The sequence below is a fragment of the Longimicrobiales bacterium genome (assembly GCA_029245345.1).
GTDB lineage: Bacteria > Gemmatimonadota > Gemmatimonadetes > Longimicrobiales > Gaopeijiaceae > CALFPJ01.
Genome location: JAQWPM010000024.1, coordinates 101,112 through 126,525 on the forward strand (window position 1 = coordinate 101,112; position 25,414 = coordinate 126,525).

At 61.1% G+C, this 25,414-nt stretch carries 19 protein-coding genes; 16 read left to right on the forward strand and 3 right to left on the reverse strand.

From position 1 onward, the window contains the following. Positions 1-151 precede the first annotated feature (151 nt). The 4 genes from P8L30_15570 to P8L30_15585 all read left to right on the forward strand — a co-directional run bounded on the left by P8L30_15570 (position 152) and on the right by P8L30_15585 (position 6,199). Positions 152-2,470 (forward strand): transglycosylase SLT domain-containing protein, encoded by a 2,319-nt coding sequence (locus P8L30_15570; GenBank protein MDG2241625.1) that lies wholly within the window; start codon positions 152-154, stop codon positions 2,468-2,470. Positions 2,471-2,600: 130 nt separating this feature from the next. Next, on the forward strand, positions 2,601-2,786 hold the full coding sequence (locus P8L30_15575; protein ID MDG2241626.1) for a cold shock domain-containing protein: 186 nt from the start codon (positions 2,601-2,603) through the stop codon (positions 2,784-2,786). Between the two features lie 168 nt (positions 2,787-2,954). Then, complete coding sequence (gene polA / locus P8L30_15580; protein MDG2241627.1) at positions 2,955-5,732, forward strand: DNA polymerase I; 2,778 nt, start codon at positions 2,955-2,957, stop codon at positions 5,730-5,732. A gap of 101 nt (positions 5,733-5,833) precedes the next feature. Beyond that, positions 5,834-6,199 (forward strand): single-stranded DNA-binding protein, encoded by a 366-nt coding sequence (locus tag P8L30_15585; protein ID MDG2241628.1) that lies wholly within the window; start codon positions 5,834-5,836, stop codon positions 6,197-6,199. Positions 6,200-6,260: 61 nt separating this feature from the next. Here the strand turns inward: P8L30_15585 and P8L30_15590 are convergent, their stop codons facing one another. The 3 genes from P8L30_15590 to P8L30_15600 all read right to left on the reverse strand — a co-directional run bounded on the left by P8L30_15590 (position 6,261) and on the right by P8L30_15600 (position 9,801). Continuing rightward, positions 6,261-8,309, reverse strand: a complete 2,049-nt coding sequence (locus tag P8L30_15590) for a hypothetical protein (protein ID MDG2241629.1) — start codon at positions 8,307-8,309, stop codon at positions 6,261-6,263. Positions 8,310-8,456: 147 nt separating this feature from the next. Further along, positions 8,457-9,317: an RNA polymerase sigma factor RpoD/SigA gene (locus tag P8L30_15595; GenBank protein MDG2241630.1), complete on the reverse strand. Its 861-nt coding sequence runs from the start codon at positions 9,315-9,317 to the stop codon at positions 8,457-8,459. Between the two features lie 187 nt (positions 9,318-9,504). Next, a complete protein-coding gene (locus P8L30_15600) occupies positions 9,505-9,801 on the reverse strand; it encodes a hypothetical protein (protein ID MDG2241631.1) in 297 nt (98 codons plus the stop codon). A gap of 551 nt (positions 9,802-10,352) precedes the next feature. Here P8L30_15600 and P8L30_15605 point away from each other — a divergent pair. The 12 genes from P8L30_15605 to P8L30_15660 all read left to right on the forward strand — a co-directional run bounded on the left by P8L30_15605 (position 10,353) and on the right by P8L30_15660 (position 24,971). Continuing rightward, on the forward strand, positions 10,353-12,620 hold the full coding sequence (locus P8L30_15605) for an NADP-dependent malic enzyme (GenBank protein ID MDG2241632.1): 2,268 nt from the start codon (positions 10,353-10,355) through the stop codon (positions 12,618-12,620). 121 nt (positions 12,621-12,741) lie between these two features. Further along, on the forward strand, positions 12,742-14,361 hold the full coding sequence (gene pckA / locus P8L30_15610; GenBank protein ID MDG2241633.1) for a phosphoenolpyruvate carboxykinase (ATP): 1,620 nt from the start codon (positions 12,742-12,744) through the stop codon (positions 14,359-14,361). 171 nt (positions 14,362-14,532) lie between these two features. After that, the gene (locus P8L30_15615; GenBank protein MDG2241634.1) at positions 14,533-14,751 is read left to right on the forward strand and encodes a hypothetical protein; all 219 of its coding nucleotides are present in this window, start codon (positions 14,533-14,535) and stop codon (positions 14,749-14,751) included. A 68-nt stretch (positions 14,752-14,819) separates the two neighbouring features. Beyond that, complete coding sequence (locus tag P8L30_15620) at positions 14,820-16,187, forward strand: M24 family metallopeptidase (GenBank protein ID MDG2241635.1); 1,368 nt, start codon at positions 14,820-14,822, stop codon at positions 16,185-16,187. Positions 16,188-16,246: 59 nt separating this feature from the next. Beyond that, positions 16,247-17,665, forward strand: a complete 1,419-nt coding sequence (locus P8L30_15625; GenBank protein MDG2241636.1) for an MATE family efflux transporter — start codon at positions 16,247-16,249, stop codon at positions 17,663-17,665. Positions 17,666-17,687: 22 nt separating this feature from the next. Continuing rightward, on the forward strand, positions 17,688-18,284 hold the full coding sequence (locus tag P8L30_15630) for a class I SAM-dependent methyltransferase (GenBank protein MDG2241637.1): 597 nt from the start codon (positions 17,688-17,690) through the stop codon (positions 18,282-18,284). A 75-nt stretch (positions 18,285-18,359) separates the two neighbouring features. Continuing rightward, positions 18,360-18,824 carry an EVE domain-containing protein gene (locus P8L30_15635; GenBank protein MDG2241638.1) on the forward strand — a complete coding sequence of 155 codons (465 nt, stop codon included), beginning with the start codon at positions 18,360-18,362 and terminating at the stop codon, positions 18,822-18,824. Further along, positions 18,821-20,050, forward strand: coding sequence for a P1 family peptidase (locus tag P8L30_15640; GenBank protein ID MDG2241639.1), 1,230 nt, complete (start codon positions 18,821-18,823; stop codon positions 20,048-20,050). The genes P8L30_15635 and P8L30_15640 overlap by 4 nt, the downstream gene beginning before the upstream one ends. 23 nt (positions 20,051-20,073) lie before the next feature. Then, complete coding sequence (locus P8L30_15645) at positions 20,074-21,669, forward strand: M20/M25/M40 family metallo-hydrolase (protein ID MDG2241640.1); 1,596 nt, start codon at positions 20,074-20,076, stop codon at positions 21,667-21,669. A 170-nt stretch (positions 21,670-21,839) separates the two neighbouring features. Then, positions 21,840-23,318: a CoA-acylating methylmalonate-semialdehyde dehydrogenase gene (locus P8L30_15650; protein ID MDG2241641.1), complete on the forward strand. Its 1,479-nt coding sequence runs from the start codon at positions 21,840-21,842 to the stop codon at positions 23,316-23,318. Further along, positions 23,315-24,631, forward strand: coding sequence for an aspartate aminotransferase family protein (locus P8L30_15655; GenBank protein MDG2241642.1), 1,317 nt, complete (start codon positions 23,315-23,317; stop codon positions 24,629-24,631). The genes P8L30_15650 and P8L30_15655 overlap by 4 nt, the downstream gene beginning before the upstream one ends. Before the next feature lie 160 nt (positions 24,632-24,791). Next, positions 24,792-24,971, forward strand: a complete 180-nt coding sequence (locus P8L30_15660) for a hypothetical protein (protein MDG2241643.1) — start codon at positions 24,792-24,794, stop codon at positions 24,969-24,971. Positions 24,972-25,414 lie beyond the last annotated feature (443 nt).

Here is a 25,414-nt window from a genome sequence, read left to right on the forward strand (position 1 = left end):
GCCTCTTTTTTGTTTGGTGGACGGGACGTCGCCCTAGCCTCGCCCTGTCCGTAGCTTCTACCCCCCTCCAAACGGGGCGCCCGGGCCCGGTCGTGGAACTCCCGCGTGACTCCAGCGATATGCCATGCGCGCGTGTCTTTACCTCGGACCCATGACCCGACGCCTCTCCCATACTGCCCTCATCGTTGTCGCCCTCGCTGGCGCTACGATCCCGGCCCGCTATTCCGCGGGTCCGGTGGCGCTCGTTTCCGATTCAGCCGTCGCAGAATTCGAGGCCGGCCGGTTCTGGCACGCGTCACGGCTACTCCGGGAAGAAGGCGCTGCGGAAGGATCTCCCGCGGATGTCCTGCTGCTCGCCCGAGCTGAAGCCGGATGGAACAACTGGCGTGGCGTTGTAGAGCTACTGCGTGAAGCGTCGTGGATCGGGACGGAAGGCGCCGGCGCCGGCTTCTACTTGCTCGGCCGGGGGGAGGAAGGACTGGGTGAGTCGATCGCGGCGGCCGCGGCTTACCAGGCGTTCTTACACACTGCACCCAGCGCGTCCAAGCGATATCAAACGGCTCTGATTCGAGGTGCCCGAGCGCTCTGGGAATCGGGCTCGCGAGATGAGTCTCTGGCTCTGATGGACCGCCCCGAGGCTGCCTTGAGGCTTGTCAGCTGGCTCTCGGTGGATCTTGCACTGGGACTCGATGGCGATGTTGAGGCGCTCGAGGAGTTATTGCGCCGCATAAGTGAACCAGCGGCGAATGACCTCTTGTGGCGAGCCTTGCCGGATGCACTCGTTGAGGCCGGAGACACGGCGCGAGCACTAGGGATGTATCGCGAGATGCACACCGCCTTTTCTGGCTCGCGTAGGGCTGCCATAGCAGCTGACTTAGGTCGACTGACCCTGACGGGGGGAGACACGGTGGAAGCCCGCGTATTCCTTGTCGAAGCGTTTGCGGACGGTTCACGCGCCGCGCAGGCTCGGGCGGCCGCGCCGCTCATGGACCTCAACGACTCGGATCAAGAGGTCACGCTTCAACTGGCTAGGAGCCTCGACCGTGCCGGAGACGGGCGTAGGGCCTTGATCGGATACGATCGAGTCGTCCGGATGGCCGCCGGAAATGAAGAAGATGCCCCGACGTCGATGCTGATCGAGCGGGCTCGACTCATGGGCACGGTGCGGAGTCGACAGGACGAGGCCATCGAGGAATTCCGTGCCATTCGTGAGGGCACCAGCGACCCGACGCTCGGACCGCGCAACCTCGACGTCTGGGCGCAACTAAGGCGCCGGCAAGGTCTCACGAGCCAAGTGAGTACTCTGCGTCGTTGGCTCATTGAGGAGTATCCGGGTAGCCCTCAGGCTGCCGAGATTGTGTTTACGCGCGCGGACCAGGCACACACAGGAGGTCGCCTCGATACCGCCCTCGAGCAGTATGCGTTCGTTGCGGCGAACGCCCGTGCGCATGCCCGCGCCGGCCAATCCAGAATGCGGGCAGGTCAGATTTACATTGGTCGCAACGATCTTGCTGCGGCTGTGGACGGTTATGAGTCCTATCTGGTCGATTTCCCGAACGGTCGCCGCTGGCAGGAGGCCTCGTACTGGGCCGGTCGCACCCGCCTGGAACTGGGCGACACGACCTCTGCTCGTGCTCACATCGATCGGATTTCGAGAGGTGATCCGGTCTCTTATTACGGTGTGATGGGGGCGGACCTCTTCGGGGAGCAGTTCGGTGTCGACGTCCCTGATGGCCAGGCTACGGACGTTCCTGAGTGGCTCACGGAGGGCCTTGGATCCATCGATCTGTATACGGAGTCTGGCCTCGAGCGGGCTGTGTCGAACGAGATCTCGGAGCTTCGGGCGCAGGCACGCCCAAACATGGGCGACATGCTCAGCTTAGCGGAGGCGCTCATTGAGCGTGGCCGCACGATCGATGGGATCAATCTGGGGTGGGCGCTACGCGACGATGGGCATGAGTGGGACAGTCGTTTGATACGAGTGGCCTTCCCATTCCCATATCGCGCGCTGGTGCAGCGTGAGGCTGCCGAGTGGGGCATCGATCCGATCACGATGGCCTCGATTATTCGGCAGGAATCGGCGTTCAAGGCGGATATCGTGAGTCACGCCGGGGCGGTCGGCCTCATGCAGGTCATGCCTCCAACGGGTGCGGAGTTGGCACGGACCCATGGCCCCCGGGGTTTTCGCGAGATCAACCTCACGGCTCCCGAAGTGAACCTGCACCTCGGTGCGGCGTTCTTTGTGGACATGAGTGCTCGCTACGATAACGATCTTCCGCTCGTGCTCTCCGCGTACAATGCCGGGCCCACTCGGGCGACGCGTTGGAGCCGGTACCCGGAGGCCGCAGATCCGCTTCGTTTTACGGAGCGAATTCCTTTTGTGGAGACGCGGGGCTACGTGAAGAATGTGCGTCGAAACGTTGGGGTGTATCGCGCGCTCTATGGGCCGATCATCCTGGGGCATGAGTAGCCGGGAGAGGTTGCCGCGAGGGCGAGTTGGCGCCACGTCCCCCTCAAGCTCTTCAGAAATCCTAGCCGCCGTTCTGGATCGCCTGCGCAGTCCGTGGGTCCACTCCTAAGGTGAATTCGCCAAAGGGACCGTGAAGTGGTTCAACGACTCGAAGGGATACGGCTTCATTCATCCGCAGGAAGATGATGATATTTTCGTTCACTTCTCTGCCATTGAGAGTGAAGGTTTTCGAACGCTCGCCGAAGGTGAGGATGTCGAATTCGAGGTCCGAGAATCGGAAAACGGATCTCAGGCGGACAAAGTCATCAGAGCCTGACGCCCCTCACCGGGTCCCCAAGCGCTCTCGGCTTCACGGCCGTGGGGCGCTTTTTGTTGCACAGTGACCGCCTTCGCGTCGTAGTCCAAGGCGTTCTATCTTCACCCTCTGTGGGGCGATTCGACCCACTTCAGCGGCACATTCACAGTCCACCCGATCGACGTCACCTTGCAGATCCCCCCTAAGACCAAGCCGCGCATTTTCTTGATCGACGCGTACGCGCTCATCTATCGTTCGTACTTCGCGTTCATCAACCGCCCCCTTTCCAACGCCGCCGGAGAGAACACTTCGGCGCCCTTTGGCTTCACTCGGTTCCTCATGGACATCCGGGAGGACTTTTCCCCGGACTACCTTGCGGTCGTGTTCGACGCCGGGGATTCGTTCCGGGACGAGATCTATCCGGAGTACAAGGCAACTCGCGAAAAGATGCCGGATGATCTGCGGGCGAGCCTGGGGCGGGTGCGTGACATCGTGGAGGGCTTCAACGACCCCATCATCGAGCTCGACGGATATGAAGCCGACGATGTGATCGGGACGCTCGCCACGAAGGCTGCTGCGGCCGGCCTAGAGGCCGTAATCGTCTCGGGTGACAAGGACTTTTACCAATTGGTCGGGCCGAGCGTCCACCTCATGAATCCGGGGCGGGGCGGTGCGACGGGCGTCGCCGCGGACTGGGTCACCGAGGAAAATGCGGACGAGAAGTTCGGGATCCCGCCGCACCAGATCGCGGACTACTTGGCCTTGGTCGGGGATTCTTCGGACAACGTTCCCGGCGCCGCGGGAATCGGCCCTAAGACCGCAGTCATCTTGCTAGAACAGCATCCGGACATCGAAGCGCTGATTGAGCATGCCGCGGAGCTCAAGCCTCCTCGGGCGTCCAAGTCGCTCACGGAAAACGCTGATATGGTTCGGCTTTCCAAGCAGCTCGTCACGATTATGACGGACCTGGATGTGGAGCTCGACCTCGACGCTTTGAAAGTGGGCGAGCCAGACAGCGAGGCACTGCGTGACATTTTTGTGCAGCTCGAGTTTAGACGACTCGCCGACCAGTTTGCGACAGTCGCCGAGATCAGTGGGGTAGCGACTGCTGAGCTGGACAAGGCCGATGTCGATTATGAGGTCGTAAATACGGTTGATGGAGTCGCCGCGATTGTTGCGGCGGTCGCGAGGGAGGGACGGGTCGCCGTCTCCTGCCACTCGTCCGCAGAAGATCCCCTAAAGGGCTCCCTCGTCGCACTTGGCCTGTCGATTGAGGGTGGATCTGCGTGGTATCTGCCCTTTGCGCATCATCAGCCTTTCGAATTGACCTTCGAAGGAGAGGGCCCAGGGGTCGTGACCAATCTCCCCGCGCTCGATTCCGCTGAAATGGTCGCCTTGAGGGCTGTGCTCGAGGACGCTTCTGTTCAGAAGGTCGGGCACGATCTGAAGCACATCGCCCGGGCGCTGCACCAGGCCGGTGTTCGTTTGGACGGATTCAACTTCGACACGATGGTGGCGAGTTACGTGCTCGACCCAGGCCGGCGGGACCATGGCCTTGGGGTGCGCGCCATGGAGATCTATACGCACAAGGCGGTTGGGCTCGCGGATGTCGTGGGGAGCGGGCGGAACAAGATCGAGTTTGCGGAGGCTCCGGTGGAGCGGACGCGTGACTATGTCTGCGAACAGGCGGATCTCGCGGGCCAGTTGGCTGAGCACTTCCAGGAACAACTCAACGAGCACTCGTTGGGTGACCTCATGGCACAACTTGAAATGCCGCTCGTGCCCATGCTCCTGCGTATGGAATTGGCTGGGATTGCGATTGATGAGGACTTCTTCCGGGCGATGCGTTCCAAGCTCAAACGTGAGCTGGATTTGATCCAGGAGGACGTGTTCAAGCTCTCTGGCGGCGACTTCAACATGAATTCGACGCAGCAGCTGCGGACGGTGCTCTTCGAGAAGCTGGACTTACCCATCATCAAGAAGACCAAGACTGGACCCTCTACGGATGCCTCGGTCCTAGAGGAGCTCGCAGCTCAGGGCCACGAGGTCCCGAGGCTGATGATGGAGTACCGTGAGCTCGAGAAGCTGCGAGGCACTTATGTGGAAGCGCTTCCTGCTCTTGTGAACAAGAATACTGTCCGCATCCACACGTCGTTCAACCAGGCCGTCGCGGCCACGGGTCGTCTTTCGTCAAGTGATCCCAACCTCCAAAACATCCCGATACGGACGGATCTGGGTCGGGAGATCCGGAAGGGCTTCGTGGCGAAGCCGGGGCACCTCTTTTTGGCCGTGGACTACTCCCAGATCGAGCTGCGCGTCATGGCGCACTTCTCGGGCGACGAGGCCTTTGTTACGGCGTTTACTCAGGGCATCGACGTCCACAAACAAACAGCCTCGGTGATCTTCGAAGTACCCATCGATGACGTTTCCGGTCACATGCGGGGGCAGGCGAAGACGGTCAACTTCGCCACGTTGTACGGGCAGGGTCCGTTCTCTTTGGCTCGTCAGCTTGGCATCTCCCGTGAGGAGGCGAAGCAGTTCATTGCCACCTACTTCGAGCGTTTTGCCGGAGTGCGGGACTATCTCGACGCCCAGGTCGAGATGGCGAAGACCCAGGGATACGTCGAGACGCTCATGGGTCGCCGCCGCTACGTGCCCGAGCTCCGCTCGGGGAACTGGAACATGAGGCAATTCGGTGAACGGGTAGCTCAGAATACCCCCATTCAGGGCACCGCTGCTGATCTCATGAAGAAGGCGATGATCGATGTGCAGGCTGCACTCGACGAAGCTGAGACGTCTGCGACCATCCTACTCCAGGTGCACGATGAACTGCTGCTCGAGGTGCCTGAGGCCGAGGTCGATGCTGTGCGTGACTTAGTGGTCACACGCATGGAGGGGGCTATGGAGCTGAACGTGCCCCTCGTGGCTGATTCGGGCGTCGGTGCGAATTGGTACGAGTGCAAGTAGTCCCCTCCCGCCATCCTAACGCCCCGGTGTCCAGCACATCCTTGGTGTACGTAGCTCGGAGATCGCTCCGGGCGGGTTGGACCACCAAGGGAGGGAGTCGAATGAGTCGATCCGTAAACAAGATCACGCTGATGGGGAACGTCGGGCGTGACCCGGACATTCAGCAGACCAAGAGCGGGACGAAGGTCGCGCATTTTTCGCTCGCCACGAACCGCCGGGCTCCGGCCGATTCGGATGAGACCGAGCGCACTGATTGGCACCGCCTAACGTTGTGGAATCGCCAGGCTCAGTACGCGGAAGACTTCATCCGAATTGGTGACCGCATCTACATCGAAGGGCGCCTGGAGTACGACACCTATGAGCGTGACGGTGTCACGATCCCGACTGCTGAGATCCATGTCAGCAGCGTCGTAATGCTCAGCTCGAAGTTGGGTGGGCAGGACGAAGACGTGGAGGAAGCCGCGTAAGACGGAGGCCCGGCGAACCTGGTTCGCCGGGCCTTGTCGCCCGGCGCTACGTCTGCGGGGCTTAGAGCCAGTCGCGGAACTGTGGCGCGACAGAGAAGATGAGTTCCCAGCCGCCTCCCGCTCCAACGCCGCGCGCCATATCGAGCCGGATCACGTCCCAGCCCAATGCGACCCCGATTCCGACGGAGCCCCGAAGTCCACCCTGGTCGCTACCGGGCCATCGATCTGGGAGCAGATCGACTAGGACGCGTTCGCCGAAGTAGGTGCCGCCCGCTGCGGCAAAAGCTCGGAAGCTCAGGAGCGGCCATCGCAGGGGGAGGTTCACTTCGGATGAGGCGAGCCAGAATCGGGTTCCGGCAAAGTCCCGGTAGCTGTGGCCGGGAAGGGTGCCTCGGCCGCCGAGGAGGAAGAGTCCTTGTTGCGGAGTGCCTTCAGATGTGACGCCTGCCACAAGGCTGAGGTCGATGCGACGACCTTCCTGCATCGACTCGACACGCCACTTCGCCGCACCCAGTAGGGTGCCGAACGTGTGTTCGCCCAACCGGCCGAGCTTCGCGTTCGCGGTCAGTTGCCCCGCTCCAGGGATCTCGATGGCGCGCATGACGTTCAGCGCGACGAGTACGCCGTCGTCGATTCGTTTCACACGCCTCGCGTCGACACCGGGTACTTCGGACACGACGTCCTCTGCCGACTCGTGGCGTTCCATGAGCAGCGTGACTGCAGGAGCGGAGGCATCCCCGCTCGAGAAGCTCAGGCTCATGCCCTGGGCGAAGTAGGGGTCCGTGTAGTCTTGGATCCCGAAGGACGAACCGAGAGAGCTTACCAGGCGTGACGCGCCCTGAGTTTGTCCCATGTCGCGAACATCGTTCCAATAGGCCCGCACCTTGGGGGTGATCCTGCCGGGTCCGCCTGATGCCGAAATCGAGGCCGCTCCCTCTCCGCGTCCATGGGCATAACCCAGGGAGGTACGCAGCAGCACGTCACCACCGGGCCGGAGGGTAAGGCCGCCCCCGAAGTAGGCACCCTCCGCTCTGTTGTGGCGGAGCGCGTCGGAGGCCGCACCAAGATGTAGTCGCAAAGGCGAGAGCCCACTCAGATACCTCTGCCCAATGACCTGGCTCGCCTGCGCCCGGATGTCCTCGATCGTTGTAGACGACGAAAGACCTTCAGCTTCCAGGTCATCGAAAAGTCCCCTCGTAAACGAGAAAGCACGACGTTCTTCCTCACTCGCGGCACTGACGCCTCGGGTCAGCCAGACCTGGCGTGGAATTTCCGCGTTGAATTCGTACTGCCCGATTTCGAAACGTCCGCGAATGATGCTGCCGGCCAGAAAGTCCAGTACAGGGAGTTCTCGACGTAGCTCGGCCTCCTGTCGGTAGGGGAGCCAGTACCGGCCGTCCCACAGTGAGTTGTCTAGCGAGATTCGGATGTAGTCGAGGTAGGGGTCCACGTACGAAGACGGCGTGAACGTGAAGTTCATCCTCACGATCGCACCGGTGTCCCGATCGATGTAGATCGACCCAATGAACCCAGGCGCTTCATAATTCTTAGGCCGGACGCTTACCTCATAGACCCGTATCTCTTCCGGTCCACTTCCGTAGCTGATGCTGAGGGAGTCGGCGAGGAGGTAGTCGTAATGGCTCCGCCCCGCAGGTCCGATAGGGTGGTGGACCTCTTCTACTTCATCGCCGTCGCCGAGGCGAATGAAGTCTCCGAAATCATCTTGGACTACGGTGAGGTGATCCAGGTGATAACGAATGTTGGTCGGAAGGACTTTCTCGTCCCTCAGCCCGACGATGCGTTGCCGGGTCTCGTTCGGGGCTCGCCAGAACAGATCCAGAGCGACTTGGTCAGCCTTTACGAGCGTTCGTTCCTCGGAATCGGGCCGATCGATGAAGAAGTAGACGTATCCCTTGGCTTCTCCCCGGTAGGATTGGAATGCCGAGTCCACGGCTACCGAAGACCGGACAGCCTGGGCCTGATCCACAAGCTCCAGCACGCGGCCGCCGTTCCACGATTCCGGTGCTTGAGCACGCGCGTCGTGTGCGAAGCTCGCAAAGCAGGCACCGGCTATCACAGCCAAGAGGAGATGTCCGAGTGAGAGCTTCACGGACCGGATGGTTCGAGTGAGCGTGCGGACCGAAGTGGGACGGACCGTGAACGTGGTACGCTCCCTATTCCCCGGCGGTTCCGCAAACAGAAGGGCCCCGTCCTAGTGGACGGGGCCCTCGTTCTGCGGTGACTCTCCGGGGCTGCGTCAGTTGGCAGCCCAGAATCCTGACAGAGACTCGCCGTGCGGGCTCTCACGGAGCTTCACGAAAGCCCGGTTCCTGATCTGTCGAATGCGCTCGCGCGTCACGCCCAGTAAGGAACCGATCTCCTCGAGTGTCCTCTCTTCACCGTCGTCCAGACCGTAGTAGAGATAGAGAATCTTCCGCTCGCGTTCCGTCAGGTATTGCTCGAACATCGTCTCAAGGAAATCGCGACGTGCAATCGCCTCGACATCCATCTCAATGTCTGATGCTTCGGCACCCGAGAAACGCTCTCCGAAGCTCGCACTGTCACGATCGGAGCGATCGATGGGTGCGTCCAGGCTCAACTCAGACGCCGCTACGCGACGAAGAGCCCGGATTGTCTCCACGGGCTCCTCCATCTCGTTCGAGATTTCCTGATCGGTCGGCGCACGGCCGAGCGACTGCGTGAGCTGTGTGTTGGTCCGCGCGAGCCTTGCCAGATTCGAATTCTGGTTCAGCGGAATGCGGACGGAACGAGTCTGCTCTGCAAGCGCCTGTAGAACGGTTTGTCTGATCCACCAAACGGCGTATGAAATGAACTTCACGCCTTTGTCGGGATCGAATTTCTTAACCGCCTTGAGAAGCCCCTCATTGCCGATGCATACCAGTTCGGCGAGCCCAAGGCCGCGACCTTGGTACTTTTTCACATACGAAATGACGAAGCGCAGGTTCGCGGTTACGAGCCGTTCGGCTGCTTCTTTGTCACCCGTACGAGCGCGTCGAGCGAGTTCTCGCTCTTCGCCGGGGTCTTGAATGAGGGGGTACTTCTCTACGTCTTGTAGGTACTGATCGAATGAATCCAGGCCACGGGAAGAAGAAAACATTCGTTTTTTCTTTTCCTCATCTGGGGTGTCGAACAGACCTGGCGCAGCGCAATCGACCGCAGACAACCCGCTTCAAAGCTGGGATATCACGCGGTCGACAAAGCTGCCAGGAAACATTTTAGGATGAGAGACAAGGTATAAAAGCCTGTTTGTAGGGTCAAAGGTTTTTTTTCGGCCCCTGATTCGACTACCCCAAAAGGAACTCGGCGCGGAGGCTTTCCGTGCTCGGGCCGCCCGACGCAAAGAAGAGACAAGCACCCGGATCAGCACCTTTTCCGAGGTCGACTCTGCGGAAGAAGCCCCTGTCCACGATCTCGTCGACCCGAATCCGTTCCAGGTCGACAAGGCTGGGTCCGCCCCACTTCCGGAACACGAACACGGGCGCGTCGCCGGTCACAATGAGCCAGCCCATGATGAAACGGGGCGCGTCAGGGAGTCGATGGGCGGCGACCGGACTTCCGCGTAGACCTCCCCCGAGAGCCATCACGTCACCCGCGAGTGCGGTCCTGACCCACGGGTGGAATCCGTCCGTGTCCGTCCAGCGCCAGGGGCTCAGGGTCGTGAAGACTCGGATTCTCGAGGCTCCCCCGATCGTTCCGAAGACTCCGAGGAGCAGGGGGTTCGAGCAGTCACCCTCCTCGAACAGAACCTCCCTGAGAATGAAGCTTTGGCGAATCGTGATGTGAAGCGCGTTGGCGAGCCCGTACAGCCAGCGCAGAGGACTCCCCTTGGGAAGCTCCTCGACCTAGAAGGTGGATCTGTTGTCCACTGTGGTTGTGGAGATCCGGCCGACCTCGCACACCTGAGGTGCCGTCGCCTGCGCGTGGGCCCCGATCGGTGTGAGCGCCCCTACGGCCGAGGCTAGCGCCGGTCCCAGTAAAAGGATTGCAGCGACTGGATTTCTGGCGCTTTCGCCGGGCTCGGTTCTCGCGGGGATGAGGCGCTCCCGAGATCGATCGGATTGCATGGCATCAGAGGCTCTTCTACGCTTCATCTTGAGCAAATCCCCTAAAAAGTTCCCGGAGTAACGCCTACATGCCGAACCGGCGCAAAGAGGCCCTCGACTACCACACCCAGGGCCGTCCAGGGAAGATAGAAGTGGTCCCCACGAAGTCCGTGGCGACCCAGCGCGACCTTTCGCTCGCCTACTCTCCCGGCGTGGCGGAACCGTGTCTCGCGATCGCCGAGAACCCCGATGATGTCTTCAAATACACCGCCCGCGGGAACTTGGTCGCCGTCGTTTCCAACGGCACTGCGGTATTGGGCCTCGGGGATATTGGTCCGCTGGCCTCGAAACCAGTCATGGAGGGGAAGGGCGTCCTATTCAAGCGATTCGCTGGAATCGACGTGTTCGACATTGAGGTCGATTCTAGGGACCCGCAGGAAATCATCCGCTTCTGCCAGATGCTCGAGCCCACCGTTGGCGGGATCAATCTCGAGGACATTTCCGCACCTGATTGTTTTGTGATCGAGCGGACGCTCAAAGAGACGATGGACATCCCCGTCTTCCACGATGATCAGCATGGTACGGCGATTATTGCGGCCGCTGCGCTCGTGAACGGCCTCGAGATCGTCGACAAGAAGATCGGGGAAGTTACGGTCGTGTTCAGCGGCGCCGGGGCCTCGGCCCTCTCTACAGCCGAGCATTTCCAGCGCTTGGGCGTTTCCAAGAACAACATCCTGATTTGTGACTCGAAGGGAGTGATCTACGAGGGCCGCGAAGCTGGGATAAACGAGTACAAGGCACCGTTCGCGGTTCCGACAGCAGCGAGGACCCTCGGGGACGCGCTGGTAGGGGCTGACGTCTTCATCGGCCTGTCCGTGAAGGGTGCGATGAGCCAGGACATGGTGAAGTCCATGGCCAGAGACCCCTTGATTTTTGCCCTCGCGAACCCCGACCCGGAGATCCTCCCGGAGGACGTGTATGCCGTACGGGACGACGCGATTACGGCCACGGGACGATCAGACTATCCCAATCAGGTGAACAACGTCCTCGGCTTCCCTTTCATTTTCCGGGGAGCACTCGATGTGCGCGCCCGAGGGGTCAATGCGGAGATGATGTTGGCAGCGACACATGCCTTGGCCGATCTGGCGCGTGCAGAGGTGCCGGACACAGTACGGGGCGCGTATGACGGATCGGAGATCAGCTTCGGGAGGGAGTATCTGATTCCGAAGCCGTTCGATGATCGCGTGTTGTTCCACGTCGCACCCGCGGTAGCAGAGGCTGCGTTGAAGACCGGCCTCGCTCGTACCGAACTCGACATGGACGAGTATCGCGATCGGCTCAGAGCATCGCTCGGGCCGGGTCGGGAGGTCATGCGGTGGATGACCAATCGTGCGCGTCGAAAGGCGGCACGTATCGTCTTCCCGGAAGGACACAACGACAATGTGATCCGTGCGGCTACGCAGATGCTCCAGGACGGGATCTGCACTCCGGTGTTGCTCGGGCGCCCGAGCAGAATCTCCGAGAAGGCCGAGTCGATGGGTGTCGACCTGGAAGGCGTCGAGGTCATCTATGCCGCAGAGGACGAGACCAAGCGGCACGAATTCGCGGAGACCCTGTTCCAGCGACGCGCGAGGAGCGGGCTGACGCTCGCCGAGGCGCAGTGGAATCTCTACAAGCCCATCTACTTCGCGGCTTCGATGGTCGAAGCGGGGGAGGCCGATGCGATGGTTGCGGGGATCGAAGCCAACTACGGTGAGGTTCTCCGCCCAACGCTTCACGTGGTCGGTCCTGCCGAAGGAGTGAAGCATGTTTCCGGACTCTACATGCTGGCATTCCCGAACCGTGAGCTGCTGTTCTTTGGTGACACGACCGTCAACATCGAGCCAGACGCCGAGACGTTGAGGGATATCGCTCTTCAGACCGCGAATTTCGTTCGCGAACTGGGGATCCAGCCCCGCGTGGCGATGGTGGGTTTCTCGAACTTCGGGTCAGCGCAGCACGAAGAGTCGAGCCGCATGGCGGAAGCGGTTCGGTTGGTCCGTGAAGCAGATCCGGATGTGGAGATCGACGGTGAAATGCAGGCAGACACTGCTGTCGATGCCATCAAGCTTCGGGACATCTATCCGTTCACGAATCTTAAGGGCCCGGCCAACGTCCTGATCTTTTCGCGGCTGTCGGCGGCGAATGCGGCTTACAAGCTGTTGGATCAGCTCGGTGGAGCCGATGCGATCGGGCCAGTGCTGCTCGGAATGGCCAAGCCCGTCCACATCCTGCAGCGTGGTTGTTCGCTCCAAGACGTGCTGAATCTGGCGACCGTGGCGTCGGTAGACTGGCAGGCGAGAAACAAGCAGATTTGAAACCCTGCCCGGACGCTGATCGGAGTGCGCCCGGGTTGTTCTTTTGGTGATTAATTTGCCGGCGCCGGGTGTATGTGTGGGTAGGGCACGGAGCCGGATTTAGCAGGAGATAATCGGAGCAATGACAACGCGGACCATGGAGCAGTCTGAAACCGCATCCGGCGAGGGCGTTTACGGTTTTCAGAATCACGGCCTGAACCCAACCAAAGACGTACACTACAACCTGTCCCCGGCGCAGCTCTACGAAGCTTCGTTCGCGAAGGGCGACGGCCAGCTGGTTCACATGGGCGCCATCGCCGCTGTAACCGCGCCGCACACGGGGCGGTCGCCTAACGACCGCTTTGTCGTCCGCGACGAGAACAGCGAAGGGGTGGTCGACTGGGGCAAGGTGAACGTGCCTGTGTCACCTGAGCACTTTGCCGCGCTGCGCACGGACGTGGTTGCCTACCTGAACGACCATGAGATCTATGTGCAGGATGCTCGGGCCGGGGAGGACGCAACGCATGGAATCAACGTCCGCGTCATCAGTGAGAGCGCATGGCACTCACTTTTCGCGTACAACATGTTCCTTCGCCTCTCGGCTGAGGAACGCGTCGATTTCGTGCCTGGCTTCACGGTGCTGCATGCTCCGCACCTGAAAGCGGACCCTGCCCGGCACGGTGTGAACTCTGAAACTGCGATCATGGTGAACTTCACGGCTCGCGAAGTCGTGGTGTGTGGCACTCGGTACGCCGGTGAGATCAAGAAGTCGATCTTCTCGGTCCTCAACCACATGCTGCCGGAAGCTGGCGTGCTCCCCATGCACTGCTCGGCGAACATCGGACCCGAGGGAGACACTGCACTCTTCTTCGGCCTTTCTGGCACCGGTAAGACGACGCTCTCCGCGGATGCATCGCGTGGCCTTATCGGTGACGACGAGCACGGCTGGAGCGAAGAGGGCACGTTCAACTTCGAAGGTGGTTGCTACGCGAAGACGATCCGTCTTTCACCTGAGGGTGAGCCGGAGATCTACCGGGCCACGCAGATGTTCGGGACGATTCTCGAGAACGTGATCCTTAGTGAGGCCACCCGGGAGATCGACTTCGAGGACGGCTCCATTACGGAGAACACGCGGGCTTCCTACCCAATCCACTACATCCCGAACGCGGTTCTGCCGAGCCGCGGCGGGCACCCGAAGAACGTGGTCTTCCTGACTGCGGATGCGTTCGGCGTGTTGCCCCCGATTTCCCGCCTGACGCCTGAACAGGCCATGTACCACTTCCTGTCCGGTTATACCGCTAAGGTCGCAGGGACGGAGCGGGGCGTGACGGAGCCGCAGGCGACGTTCAGCGCGTGTTTTGGCGGACCGTTCTTACCGCGTCATCCTGGTGTCTACGCGAAGATGCTGGGTGAGAAACTGCGCGAGCATGGTGCCAAGGTCTGGCTTGTGAACACCGGCTGGTCCGGTGGTGGTTACGGAGTTGGGAGCCGCATGAAGTTGGCCCACACGCGTGCCATGGTGAACGCGGCGATTGCCGGTGACCTGGAGGGCGCGGAGTTCGTGACGGACGAGGTCTTTGGCCTGGATGTTCCGACGGCCGTCCCCGGTGTGCCTTCCGAGGTGCTCAGTCCACGGAGCACGTGGACGGACGGCGAGGCGTACGACGCGTCTGCTACGAAGCTGGCTGAGATGTTCAAGGCCAACTTCGAGAAGTTTGCTGACCAGGTCGGTGACGAAGTGAAGGCGGCGGGTCCTAAGTAGGCGGCCCTGTCCAAGAAGCGACCCCGCCGTCCTGCAGAACGACGAGGTCTAGATCATCAGAGCCCCTCTCGCCTCGTCAGGCCACTTTTCTGCGGCGTCCCCAGCGGAGCCTCCAGCGCCCATCTAGCTCTAGGGTCTGGAGGTGTCGAGGAGACTGCAGACTTTCAACAGTTGATGAAGCGCAGGGTGCCGCAGGTGGTGCTTATCACCGGCGGTGCAGGCCTTGCCCTGATGTCTCTGATGAACAAACTAACCGCTGATCAGGAGTTGCTGCCCGACGTCTTGTATAATCTCACGCTGCCTTTCGCCGCGTGTGGCGTCGCTTCTGCGATCATCCTCGCCTGGTTCCATGGTGAGGCAGGAAAACAAAAAACGAACGTTCTCGACTGAATTGTACTCAGTGTGATTGGAGTCGTTTGGCTTTCGATCAGCGCTTGGATTGTCTTAGGGAGTTGAACATGAAATTTTGGCTACTTGCCGCCGTGACCTTGACCCTTCCTGCGGGGATGGCCGCACAGGCCCCCGCTAACGTTCCGGACAACGCACCGGCGCGCATTCATCCGCTCCCCACGTTGCGTGAGCAGGCGGTAGAGCAGCAGGCCTGGCTCGAACAGCGCATGAATCGGGTGCTGCCCGAACTCATGGCGGAGTACGACGTGGACATGTGGATTCTGTCCATGCGCGAATATGCTGAGGACCCGGTGTTTTGGTCGATCACGTCGCCGACTACCTTCGCGGCGCGTCGGCGGTCCATTTACGTGTTCACGCGTCAAGAAGATGGTGCTATCGAGCGGCTGGCTCTGGGGGGGACGGCTCAGGGGGGGGTGTTCACCGCCTTTCGCTCGATCCGCCCGGCTCCGACCGAGGAGACGATGGAGTTGGTGGGAAATGAGCAGTGGCGGCTTCTCCGTGAATTGGTCGAAGACCGCGACCCCGGCAACATCGTTCTAAATATTGATCCTGACTGGGCGTTCTCAGATGGACTCCACACGGGCGAGTACGAAGCGCTCACCGATGCGTTGGGGGCGGAATACGCCGGTCGCGTGAAGCGCGAGTCACGTCTCGCCATGAACTACATAGCGCTGCGGATTCCCGAGATGATGCCGCGCTACCGTAGAGTCACAGAGACGGTGCATGCAATCATCTCTGAAGCGTTTTCCAACGCCGTGATCACCCCCGGGGTAACCACCACAGACGATGTGCTTTGGTGGATGCGTCAACGTATTCAGGGCCTCGGATACACGACCTGGTTCCAGACCTCCGTCGACGTGCAGCGAGAGGGCGTCGTGCCGGCGGGCGGGCCCGTTGTCATCCAGAAGGGTGATCTACTGTGGACTGACTTCGGCGTCGTCGCTGAGAACCTCCACACGGACACCCAGCACATGGGTTATGTCATGAAGGACGGAGAGTCCGAAGTGCCCGCCGGGTTGAGACAGTGCCTCGCGAACACCAACCGGCTCCAGGACATCCTGCTCAACAACATGGAGCCGGGCCTGACCGGAAATGAGATCCTCGCGGGCACGCTCGCTCAGATGCGGGCGGACGGCATTGATGGCACGATGTACACGCACCCCATCGGCGATCATGGCCACGGTGCTGGCCCGCTCATTGGCATGTGGGATCAGCAGGACGGTGTTCCGGTGCGTGGGGACGCGGTCCTCTTGGCGTCCACGTGGCATTCAACCGAGATGCAGACGACAACGCCCGTCCCGGAATGGGGTGGAAAACCTGCGTCCTGCAGACAGGAAGAAGAAGCCTACCTGGATACGGACGGGGATCGGCATTGGGTGTATCGCAGGCAGAACAGAATGCACGTGGTTTGGTAGGCGTCCCGTCCGGGGACCGACCCTGGATCGAGGCCCTCCCGGCCAAACGGACCTGACGCTTGGCCAAAGACACCTCTCGTAAAGCAAAGTCCTTCGATCGATCGATCGTCGAAGGTCCCATCCGCGGTGCCGTATGGAAGCTCGCGTGGCCCACGATGCTGCAGAACATCATCGGTGGGCTCCAGGGTATCGTCGATCATGCTATGGTCGGGAACTACGTCGGCTACATGGGCAATGCCGCGATCGGCGTGTCGTGGCAGATCTTCCTAGTGGTCGTCGTCTTCATCAGCTCGCTGTTCACGGGCATGGGGGTGCTCGTGGCGCGCTTCACCGGCGCGAACGAACCGGAGAAGGTGAATCGAACGGTCTATCAGGCGTTCCTGACATCAGTGATGCTCGTCGTGGGTGTGATGGCACCGGTTGGGTACTTCGCGTCACCGATGCTTCTGAACCTGGTGAACGCAGCACCCGAGGTGCAGGTCCAAGCACTCCCTTATCTGCGCATCATGTTCATGTTCTCCTTCGGCATGCTGATGTTCTTCATGCTCGGTGGAGCCCTGCGGTCCGCGGGTGACGCCAAGACGCCCTTGCGGCTCGGTATTGCGATGACGCTGCTGAACATCGCGCTGAACGTCGTATTCATCCGCGGCTTCGGCCCCATTCCAGCGTTCGGCACCACCGGCGCGGCGATGGGCACCGTGATCGCGGGTGCGACCGTGAGTATCTACGCGCTAGTACGGCTGATGAGTGGAACGTGGGTGGTCCAGTTCCACCGTGGCATGAACTGGCGTCCCGACTGGGTGGTCATCAAGCAGCTCTTCAAGTTCGGGCTCCCGACCGGAATTCAGGGTGTGGCTATGAACGTGGGTGGTGTCTTCCTTCTGGCGTTCATCGGCTCCTTGGCCATGAGCGCGCAGGCACAGGCCGCGTACGTGGTCAGCTACACGCAGCTCTTCTCCTTCATCACGTGGACATCCGTGGGCATCATGGGTGCGACGGCTGCGGTCGCGGGTCAGAACCTCGGAGCGGGGAAGCCCGACCGTACTGCGAAGTCGGTCAACGTGGCAGCCGGGTTTGGTCTCATGCTCGCGGCTGGAATCGGGGTGACCTTTATTCTGATCCCTGAACTGCTATTGGGCATCTTCGGCATGGACGACAACGTCGTGCTCGAGATCGCCGTTGAACTCCTCCGATACCTCGCGGTGTCTGGTCTCTTCATCACGGTGGCACTCGCATACACGGGCGGCCTGCAGGGCACCGGTGACACCAAGAGTCCGATGTACATATCGATTCTGTCGCAGCTCGTAATTCCGCTCGGCATGTGCTTCCTGATCAAAACGTTCGGCACCCTCGAGCCACATCACATCTGGATGGCGATCGTCTCCGGACACTTCGCTCGCGCGGCGCTCAGCGTGGTGATCTTCAGGCGAGAGAAGTGGCGTGATATCGAGGTCGATATCGGGACGTCTGAACTCTGACGAAGGTCGTTCGAGGATTACCGTGAAAGAATATGACCGTGAGTATTTCGAGCGATGGTACCGCGGCCGCTTCGCGGCGATCGGTTCTGCACCGACGCTGAAGCGGAAGATCGCTACGTGTGTCGCGATGGCTGAGTTCGTCCTGGATCGGCCGCTCCAGAGCATACTGGACATTGGGTGCGGTGAGGGCCGTTGGCAGCCCGTTCTGTATGAGCTGAGGCCAGACGCGAGCTACATCGGGATCGACTCGAGTCGCTACGCGGTGGACCGTTTCGGGACCGAACGAAACCTCCGCATGGGCAAGTTTGAGCAGCTTGAGTATCACGTCTTCGAAGACCGCTTCGACCTGGTAGTCTGCTCGGATGTAATGCACTACCTGACGAGCGCGCAGATCGACGCGGGCCTTCCGGTTCTCGCAGACCTTGTCGAGGGCGTTGCTTTCCTGGAGACGTTCACCCGAGCCGATGAGGTGGAAGGGGATATGGTCGGCTTCAAGAAGCGCCAACCCGGCACCTACCGGGAGATGTTCCGGGAGGTAGGTTTGGTGCCCATCGGGATGCAGTTCTACGTCCCTGACGACGTCGCCGACATCTTGGACGCTTTGGAAGTCCCGGGCTGACCCGACGTGACGTGCGGCCATTGGCCCCCCATCTTGATGGTCCCTGAAAACACATCCTCGAACGGGAAGGCATAGGTGGCCAAGCAGTATTGGTTGATGAAGTCGGAGCCAGACGTCTATTCGATCGACGATCTAGAGAAAGAAGGCTCGACGTGCTGGGAAGGCGTCCGCAACTACAAGGCCCGCAACAACATGCAGGCCATGAAGATTGGCGACGAGGTGATCTATTATCACTCGAACGCCAAGCCGCCTGGAGCAGTGGGAATTGCTCGAGTCTGTGGGCTGGCCTACCCGGACCACTTCGCGCTCAAGAAGGGGCACAAGTACTTCGATGCGAAGTCTGACCCGGAGAAGCCGCGTTGGTTCATGGTCGACGTCGAATTCGTAGGGAAATTCGATGACATTGTTGGTTTGCCCGAACTGAAGGCCGACGCTGCACTCGCGGACATGGAGTTGATCCGGTACGGCCGGCTCTCTGTTCAATCCGTGAAAAAGGCCGAGTTCACCCGAGTGAAGAAGATGGCTGGGTATAAGGGATGAGAATCCTCTCCGCGTCGGCTCTCTTGTTGTTGCTCGCTGCCTCAGGGGTTGCCGCGCAGAAAGTCCCCGACGCTCGGTCCCTCGGCATCCCACTCACGGGAACGCCAGGGCCGAACAACGCGATCACAGATGTGGCTGGCGTCGAGGTGGGACATAGCACGATCATTCGTGGTGAAGGGAGATTGGTCGTTGGAGAGGGTCCGGTTCGCACAGGCGTGACGGCCATTATGCCGCGCGGAAGGAATGCCGGTGATTCGGTGTTCGCAGCGTGGTATAGCTTGAACGGCAACGGTGAGATGACCGGCACTACCTGGATCGAGCACTCGGGGATCATGGAGAGCCCCGTCCTCATTACGAACACTCACAGCGTGGGTGTCGTTCGGGATGCGGTGATCGACTGGATGCGCTTGCGTGACCCGAGTTTTCTCTGGGCCCTGCCCGTCGTTGCGGAGACATATGACGGCAGCCTGAACGACATCAACGGCTTCCATGTGAAACCCGAACATGCTTTCCAGGCCATTGAGAACGCGCACGGCGGTGCCGTCGAGCAGGGTGCGGTGGGCGGTGGCACGGGCATGCGCTGCCATCAATTCAAGGGTGGTATTGGGAGCTCGTCCCGAGTGGTCGGGGAGTACACGGTCGGGATTCTCGTGCAGTGCAATCAGGGACTTCGTGCGGACCTGCGTATTGCCGGACTGCCGGTTGGCGAGATGATGCCGCAGCCCGCAGCGTGCTACGCGGATCGATCCATCCCAGCCGAGGCGCTCCGCCGCAACGTTCCCTGGTGCGATTCCGGTGACGATGCCGAGGGAGCCCTAGAGGAGATCCCGGACGGCGCAGGCTCCATCATCATCGTGCTCGCGACAGACGCTCCGCTGTTGCCGACTCAGATCAAGCGACTCGTCACTCGGACGTCATTGGGCCTCGCGCGCATCGGGGGGATGGGGTACAACGGTTCGGGCGATATCTTCCTCGGATTCAGCACGGCGAATCGTGAAGCTGCCGCGGCGCGTTCGGGGACACCGGCACTTAGAATGTTGCCGAACGACAGACTCAACGGTCTGATCGCGGCGTCTGTCCATGCCACTGAAGAAGCGATCTTAAACGCGATGCTCGCAGCAGAAACGCTGACGGGCATCGACGGATATACAGTACCTGCGCTCCCGCATGATCGTCTCCGCGAGATCATTGAACGGGCAGGGCCGGCGCTTGGAAGTTCTCGGTAGTTCACTCTAAAGAGGTGGATTCAATGCGTAGCTTTGTTCGTTTGACTCACCTGTCGGCTGCGGTTGTGGCCTTGGTGATTTTTGTCCCTCGTGCGGCGGACGCTCAGTCGCTCGCGACCGACGATCCGGTTCTTCGTGCCATTTGGGCCGAAGGCATGAACAACTCCCAATTCGAGCCCCTCGCGCAGGCGTTGCTCGACTCGGTCGGGCCGCGACTTACTGCGTCGCCAGGCATCGAGGCCGCTCAGGGCTGGGCCGTAAAGACGCTTCAAGGCTGGGGCGTCGAAGCCAAGACCGAGCAGTATGGGACTTGGGAAGGTTGGGCGCGCGGCGTAAGCCACGTCGACCTGATCTCGCCACGGGTCCGCTCGCTAGAAGGCCGCATTCTCGCATGGAGCCCCGGCACTGACGGCCGACCGGTCGAGGGTGAAGTCACTGCTCTTCCGGTGATCGATTCGCCGGGAGACTGGGAAGCGTTTCTCGGCACGGTGAGCGGGAAGTGGGTCATGATGTCCTACCCAGAGACGTCGTGCCGAGCCAACGAGCAGTGGGCCGAATTTGGTGCACCCGGCTCTGCGCAGCGTTACGCACAGGAGCGTTCAATGGGACAGCGCCGCTGGGCGCAGAGCCTAGCGGCAACGGGTTCGCAGGACGGCCGTCGCCGTGATCTGCACGCGGCGCTGGAGGAAGCCGGCGCTGCGGGGATCATCACGTCACAGTGGCCGGGATCGTACGGCACGACGCGGGTCTTCAATGCCTACAATCGTGACTCCCCTACGTTCGAGCTTGGGTGCGAGGACTACAGCCTCGTGCATCGCCTGACCGCGAACGGTCAGAACCCGGTGCTGCGCCTGACGGCAGAGGCCGAGAACCGTGGAGAGGTCCCGGTCTTCAACGTGGTCGGCGAGATCCGCGGGACCGAGCGCCCAGATGAGTACGTGATGCTGTCCGCCCACTTCGACTCCTGGGAAGGCGGATCCGGGGCCACGGATAACGGGTCCGGTTCTGTTCTCATGATGGAGACGATGCGGATTCTCCGGAGCACGTACCCGAACCCAAAGCGGACCATTCTCATCGGTCTGTGGAGCGGTGAAGAGCAGGGGCTGAACGGTTCTCGCGCGTTCTCCGAGGACCATCCTGAGGTTGTTGCAGGCCTCCAGGGGCTCTTTAACCAAGACAACGGTACGGGCCGAATCGTGAACATGAATGCTCAGGGGCTGACCGAAGCGTATGGCTCCCTGGCGCGCTGGATCGGGCAGGTGCCGGCAGAGGTCACGAGAGGCCTTTCGCACAACTTGGGCAGCCCGGGCAGTGGAGGTTCAGACTATGCGTCGTTCATCTGCCACGGTGCGCCCGCTTTCAACCTCGGAGCATTGGGTTGGGATTACGGCTCTCACACCTGGCACACGCACCGGGACACGTTCGACAAGCTCGTTTTCGACGACTTGCGGAATAACGCAGTGCTGACTGCGTCTCTGGTGTACCTCGCGTCTGAGGACGATGAATTCACGGACCGGACGCAACGTACGGAGATCCAGGGCCGTGGGGGCCAGCAGGGATCGTGGCCGGCCTGCTCGCTCGCGGTCCGCAGCTCCAGTACGAGTCCGCGGATGCAGTAGGATCGGCGGCGCTCAGCGCTGTGGAAACTGGCGGGGGTCGACTTGTGTCGGCCCCCGCTTTTTCGTCGCATATGCCGTCGTACGCGATCGCTGGATCATGGATGGCGACCCTCGGTACCGCCGCCTACTTTTGCCCCCCCCTCCGTCAGACACTCTAAGGCAGCGACGAGATGATTCAGAACTATTTGGGCGGAGCCTGGCGCGAAGCCTCGGCGACCGAGTCGCTTCCCATCAGAAATCCAGCCACGGGAGAGGAGATCGGGCGAGTCCCGCTTTCCACTGCTTCCGATGTCGACGCAGCAGTTCAGGCTGCGAAAGCGGCGTTTCCGGCGTGGCGGTCCACGCCATCTCCGGAGCGTGCGCGCGTCATGTTCCGGTTCAGGGCACTCCTGGAAGAGCACAAGGAGGAGCTCGCCACGCAGCTGACAATCGAGCACGGCAAGATCATCGCGGAGACGCGCGGTGAGGTTCAGCGTGGCATCGAGAACGTCGAGCATGCGTGTGGTATCCCCACGCTCATGATGGGCGACACGATCGAGGAGATCTCGAGCGGAATCGACTCGGCTTCGTGGCGGCAGCCCCTAGGGGTATTTAGCGTGATCACGCCGTACAATTTCCCGGTGATGATCCCGCTCTGGTTCTGGCCTTACGCGGTCGCTACCGGCAACACAGTCGTTCTGAAACCCAGCGAGCAGGACCCGCTAACACACCAGAAGATCGTAGAGCTGGCAGAACAAGCCGGCCTACCGCCCGGTGTCCTCAACGTGGTCCACGGTGGGCAGCAGGTCGTAGAGTCGATCTGTGATCACCCAGACATCGTCGGTGTCTCATTCGTTGGCTCGAGTCGCGTTGCGGAGATCGTGTACAAACGTGCGGCGAACGCGGGGAAGAGAGTCCAGACGCTGGGCGGAGCGAAGAACTACCTCATCGTTCTTCCTGATGCGGATATGGATGCGACGCTCGACGCATGTGCCGGGTCGATCTTCGGTTCGACGGGTCAACGGTGTTTGGCAGGGAGCGTGGTCGTGGGAGTGGGCGATGCTCACCCACAGATCCGCGAGCGTCTCATGGACTACGCCTCATCAATTCGGCTTGGAGACGGTCTGGTGCCCGGGACCGACATGGGCCCTGTCATTTCGGCGCCGCACCGAGATCGTGTGAACGCCTTCATCGACCAGGGGGTGGCCGACGGAGCAACGCTCTCGCTCGATGGCAGGGACGCCTCGGTAGAGGGTTTCGAGAACGGCTATTGGATCGGCCCCTCGGTCTTCGAGGACGTGGCGCCCGACATCTCCATCGGGACCGAGGAGATCTTCGGACCGGTCGCGACCATCAATCGCGCGAAGACTGTCGACGAAGCCATCGCCATGATGCAGGCGAGCCGGTACGGTAACGCGTGTTCGCTCTTCACCAACAATGGTGGCGCGGCTCGTGAATTCAGATATCAGGCCGGTATCAGTATGATCGGCATCAACATCGGTGTCGCGGCACCCATGGCCTTCTTCCCGTTTGGCGGCTCGAAGGGGTCGTTTTTCGGTGACCTGAAAGCCCAAGGCCGGGACGCCATCGCGTTCTATACGGATCAGCGTGTGGTCATCTCTCGTTGGTCCAACGTCTCTGCAGACCCCCATCACCCCAAAGAATCATGACCGCACCCAGCCTCGCCGCAGGCGCCACGAGCGCCGAGATCGTCCACGGACAGCGAGAGTACCTGCTGCCATCGATGCTCCACATGTACTCCGAGCCACTCAGCCTGGTGGAGGGGAAAGGTGTTCGTGTGAAGGATGCGGAGGGGAGAGAGTACCTCGATCTCTTCGCGGGCATTCTCACCACTTCCGTCGGGCATTGTAATCCCCGCGTAAATGATGCGGTGAACACGCAGATGAACCGGCTGGGCCATGTGTCGACGCTGTATTCCACGGGAATGCAGGTCGAGGCTGCCAAGAGGATTGCTGAGATTTCTCCGGGTGAACTTAGGCGCACCTTCTTCAGCAATTCAGGCACGGAGGCCATTGAGACGGCGCTCATGATGGCGTGCCTGGCCACGGGCCGAAACGAGATCATCGGGCTAAGGGTTGGCTATCACGGCCGGTCGTTCATGGCCACGAGCGTCACCGCGCACTCGGGCTGGCGTCCGCTCTCTACCCCCATCGCGGGCATCAAACACGCGAAGTCTCCCAACGCATACCGGTGCCCCTACAAGCAGCCTTGTGACGATACCTGCGTCGACAAATTTGTGGACGACCTCGAAGAGGTGATCGTGACGTCGACCAACGGACGGCCTGCCGCGTTCATTGCGGAGACGATTCAGGGTGTGGCCGGCTACGTGGTGCCCCCGCCGACTTATTTCGAGAAGGCCGCTGAGGTGATCCACAGCTACGGCGGACTCCTCATCATCGACGAAGTGCAGGCTGGTTTTGGTCGATGCGGTAAGCACTGGTTCGGCATCGATCACTGGGGAGTCGAGCCGGACATCATGGTCATGGCCAAGGGCATCGCGAACGGTGCGCCGGTGGGTGCAACGGTCACGACCGACGAGATCGCGCACGCTTGGAAGGGGAAGACGATCTCCACCTTTGGCGGAAATCCGGTTTCGATGGCTGCGCTGTGTGCGACCCAAGACGAACTGAAAGCGTGTGACGCGCCCGCGAATGCGGAGGCTCGTGGTGCGGAACTGCGTGCGGGCCTAGAGGCCATTCAGGGTCGTCACCCTTGGGTTGGCGACGTCCGGGGCATGGGCCTCATGCAGGCCATGGAAATCGTGAAGGATCCCATGACCAAAGAGCCAGACAACGACCGGACTGCTGCGTTTCTTCAGGCGACGCGCGACGAGGGCTTGTTGATTGGTGTCGGTGGCCTGAACGGAACTGTCGTGCGCATCGGACCGGCCTTGAATATCAGTTCAGAGGATATCGCGGAGGGGCTGGCGAAGCTTGGGAGGGCAGCGGATAAGGTAGGGTAGGACGGAGGAGTTCTTGCAACTCCCGGAGACGAGGCGCGAATTGGCACCTATGTGAGACGGAAAATCATTCTGGAATGAGCTGAAGGAACGCTGAATTGTGCGGGTCGGGTCGGTCTGCCTACCTAACTACCAACCTATCGTCGAGGCCGGGCTCCAGGAGATGCGGCTACGAGCCACCGGTGATGCAGAGTTGGAAGCCGCCGTTGAGGCGAAGCTGCTGAACAACCAAGTGCTGGGCCGTCCGTCTCGTGTGCGGGACTCCTACGAACAATCGGTGGAGGACCACGGCCGGGATGGGGTGACCCGGGGTACCGTTCGTGACGACCTCTGGAGGCATTGAATTGGCTAAATAGGTTCCCGGTCGTCACGGGATAAGTGGACTGCTGGCCCGAGGTGTGGACCATCTCCAGCCGGCTCGCCGAGGTGCCCGGAGATCGCGAACGTGCGATCAAGGAGTATCGGAGTTACGTGAAGGTCCGCGCTCACTCGAGGCCGGCTAGGGCAGAGATGCCGTCGAGCTGTGCGATCCAGTGAGCGGGCTTCCAGCGGCCCAGTTGGCTGCTCACACCGTTCCCACCTCCGGATACTCCGCCCCACCGGATTCCGCGGAAACTCGATTGAAAGTCCCGGCGGATGACTGACGAGCACGTCTTCCGGCCCGATGGATTGCTGTGCGACGAACAGAGGATCCGGCTCGAACGGCAGGCCCTGGCTCCATTGATCACATGAGGACAGCACGACCGTCAAAGCCATGCAAACCGCGGGGAGGGCATTCCTTTGCAT

What these genes read in the sequence shown, in the direction of transcription:
- P8L30_15570 (MDG2241625.1), top strand. Translation starts at nt 152, where the DNA reads ATGACCCGACGCCTCTCCCATACTGCCCTCATCGTTGTCGCCCTCGCT.
- P8L30_15585 (MDG2241628.1), top strand. Translation starts at nt 5,834, where the DNA reads ATGAGTCGATCCGTAAACAAGATCACGCTGATGGGGAACGTCGGGCGT.
- P8L30_15595 (MDG2241630.1), bottom strand. Translation starts at nt 9,317, where the DNA reads ATGTTTTCTTCTTCCCGTGGCCTGGATTCATTCGATCAGTACCTACAA.
- P8L30_15600 (MDG2241631.1), bottom strand. Translation starts at nt 9,801, where the DNA reads ATGGCTCTCGGGGGAGGTCTACGCGGAAGTCCGGTCGCCGCCCATCGA.
- P8L30_15605 (MDG2241632.1), top strand. Translation starts at nt 10,353, where the DNA reads ATGCCGAACCGGCGCAAAGAGGCCCTCGACTACCACACCCAGGGCCGT.
- pckA (MDG2241633.1), top strand. Translation starts at nt 12,742, where the DNA reads ATGACAACGCGGACCATGGAGCAGTCTGAAACCGCATCCGGCGAGGGC.
- P8L30_15620 (MDG2241635.1), top strand. Translation starts at nt 14,820, where the DNA reads ATGAAATTTTGGCTACTTGCCGCCGTGACCTTGACCCTTCCTGCGGGG.
- P8L30_15640 (MDG2241639.1), top strand. Translation starts at nt 18,821, where the DNA reads ATGAGAATCCTCTCCGCGTCGGCTCTCTTGTTGTTGCTCGCTGCCTCA.
- P8L30_15645 (MDG2241640.1), top strand. Translation starts at nt 20,074, where the DNA reads ATGCGTAGCTTTGTTCGTTTGACTCACCTGTCGGCTGCGGTTGTGGCC.
- P8L30_15650 (MDG2241641.1), top strand. Translation starts at nt 21,840, where the DNA reads ATGATTCAGAACTATTTGGGCGGAGCCTGGCGCGAAGCCTCGGCGACC.
- P8L30_15655 (MDG2241642.1), top strand. Translation starts at nt 23,315, where the DNA reads ATGACCGCACCCAGCCTCGCCGCAGGCGCCACGAGCGCCGAGATCGTC.
- P8L30_15660 (MDG2241643.1), top strand. Translation starts at nt 24,792, where the DNA reads ATGCGGCTACGAGCCACCGGTGATGCAGAGTTGGAAGCCGCCGTTGAG.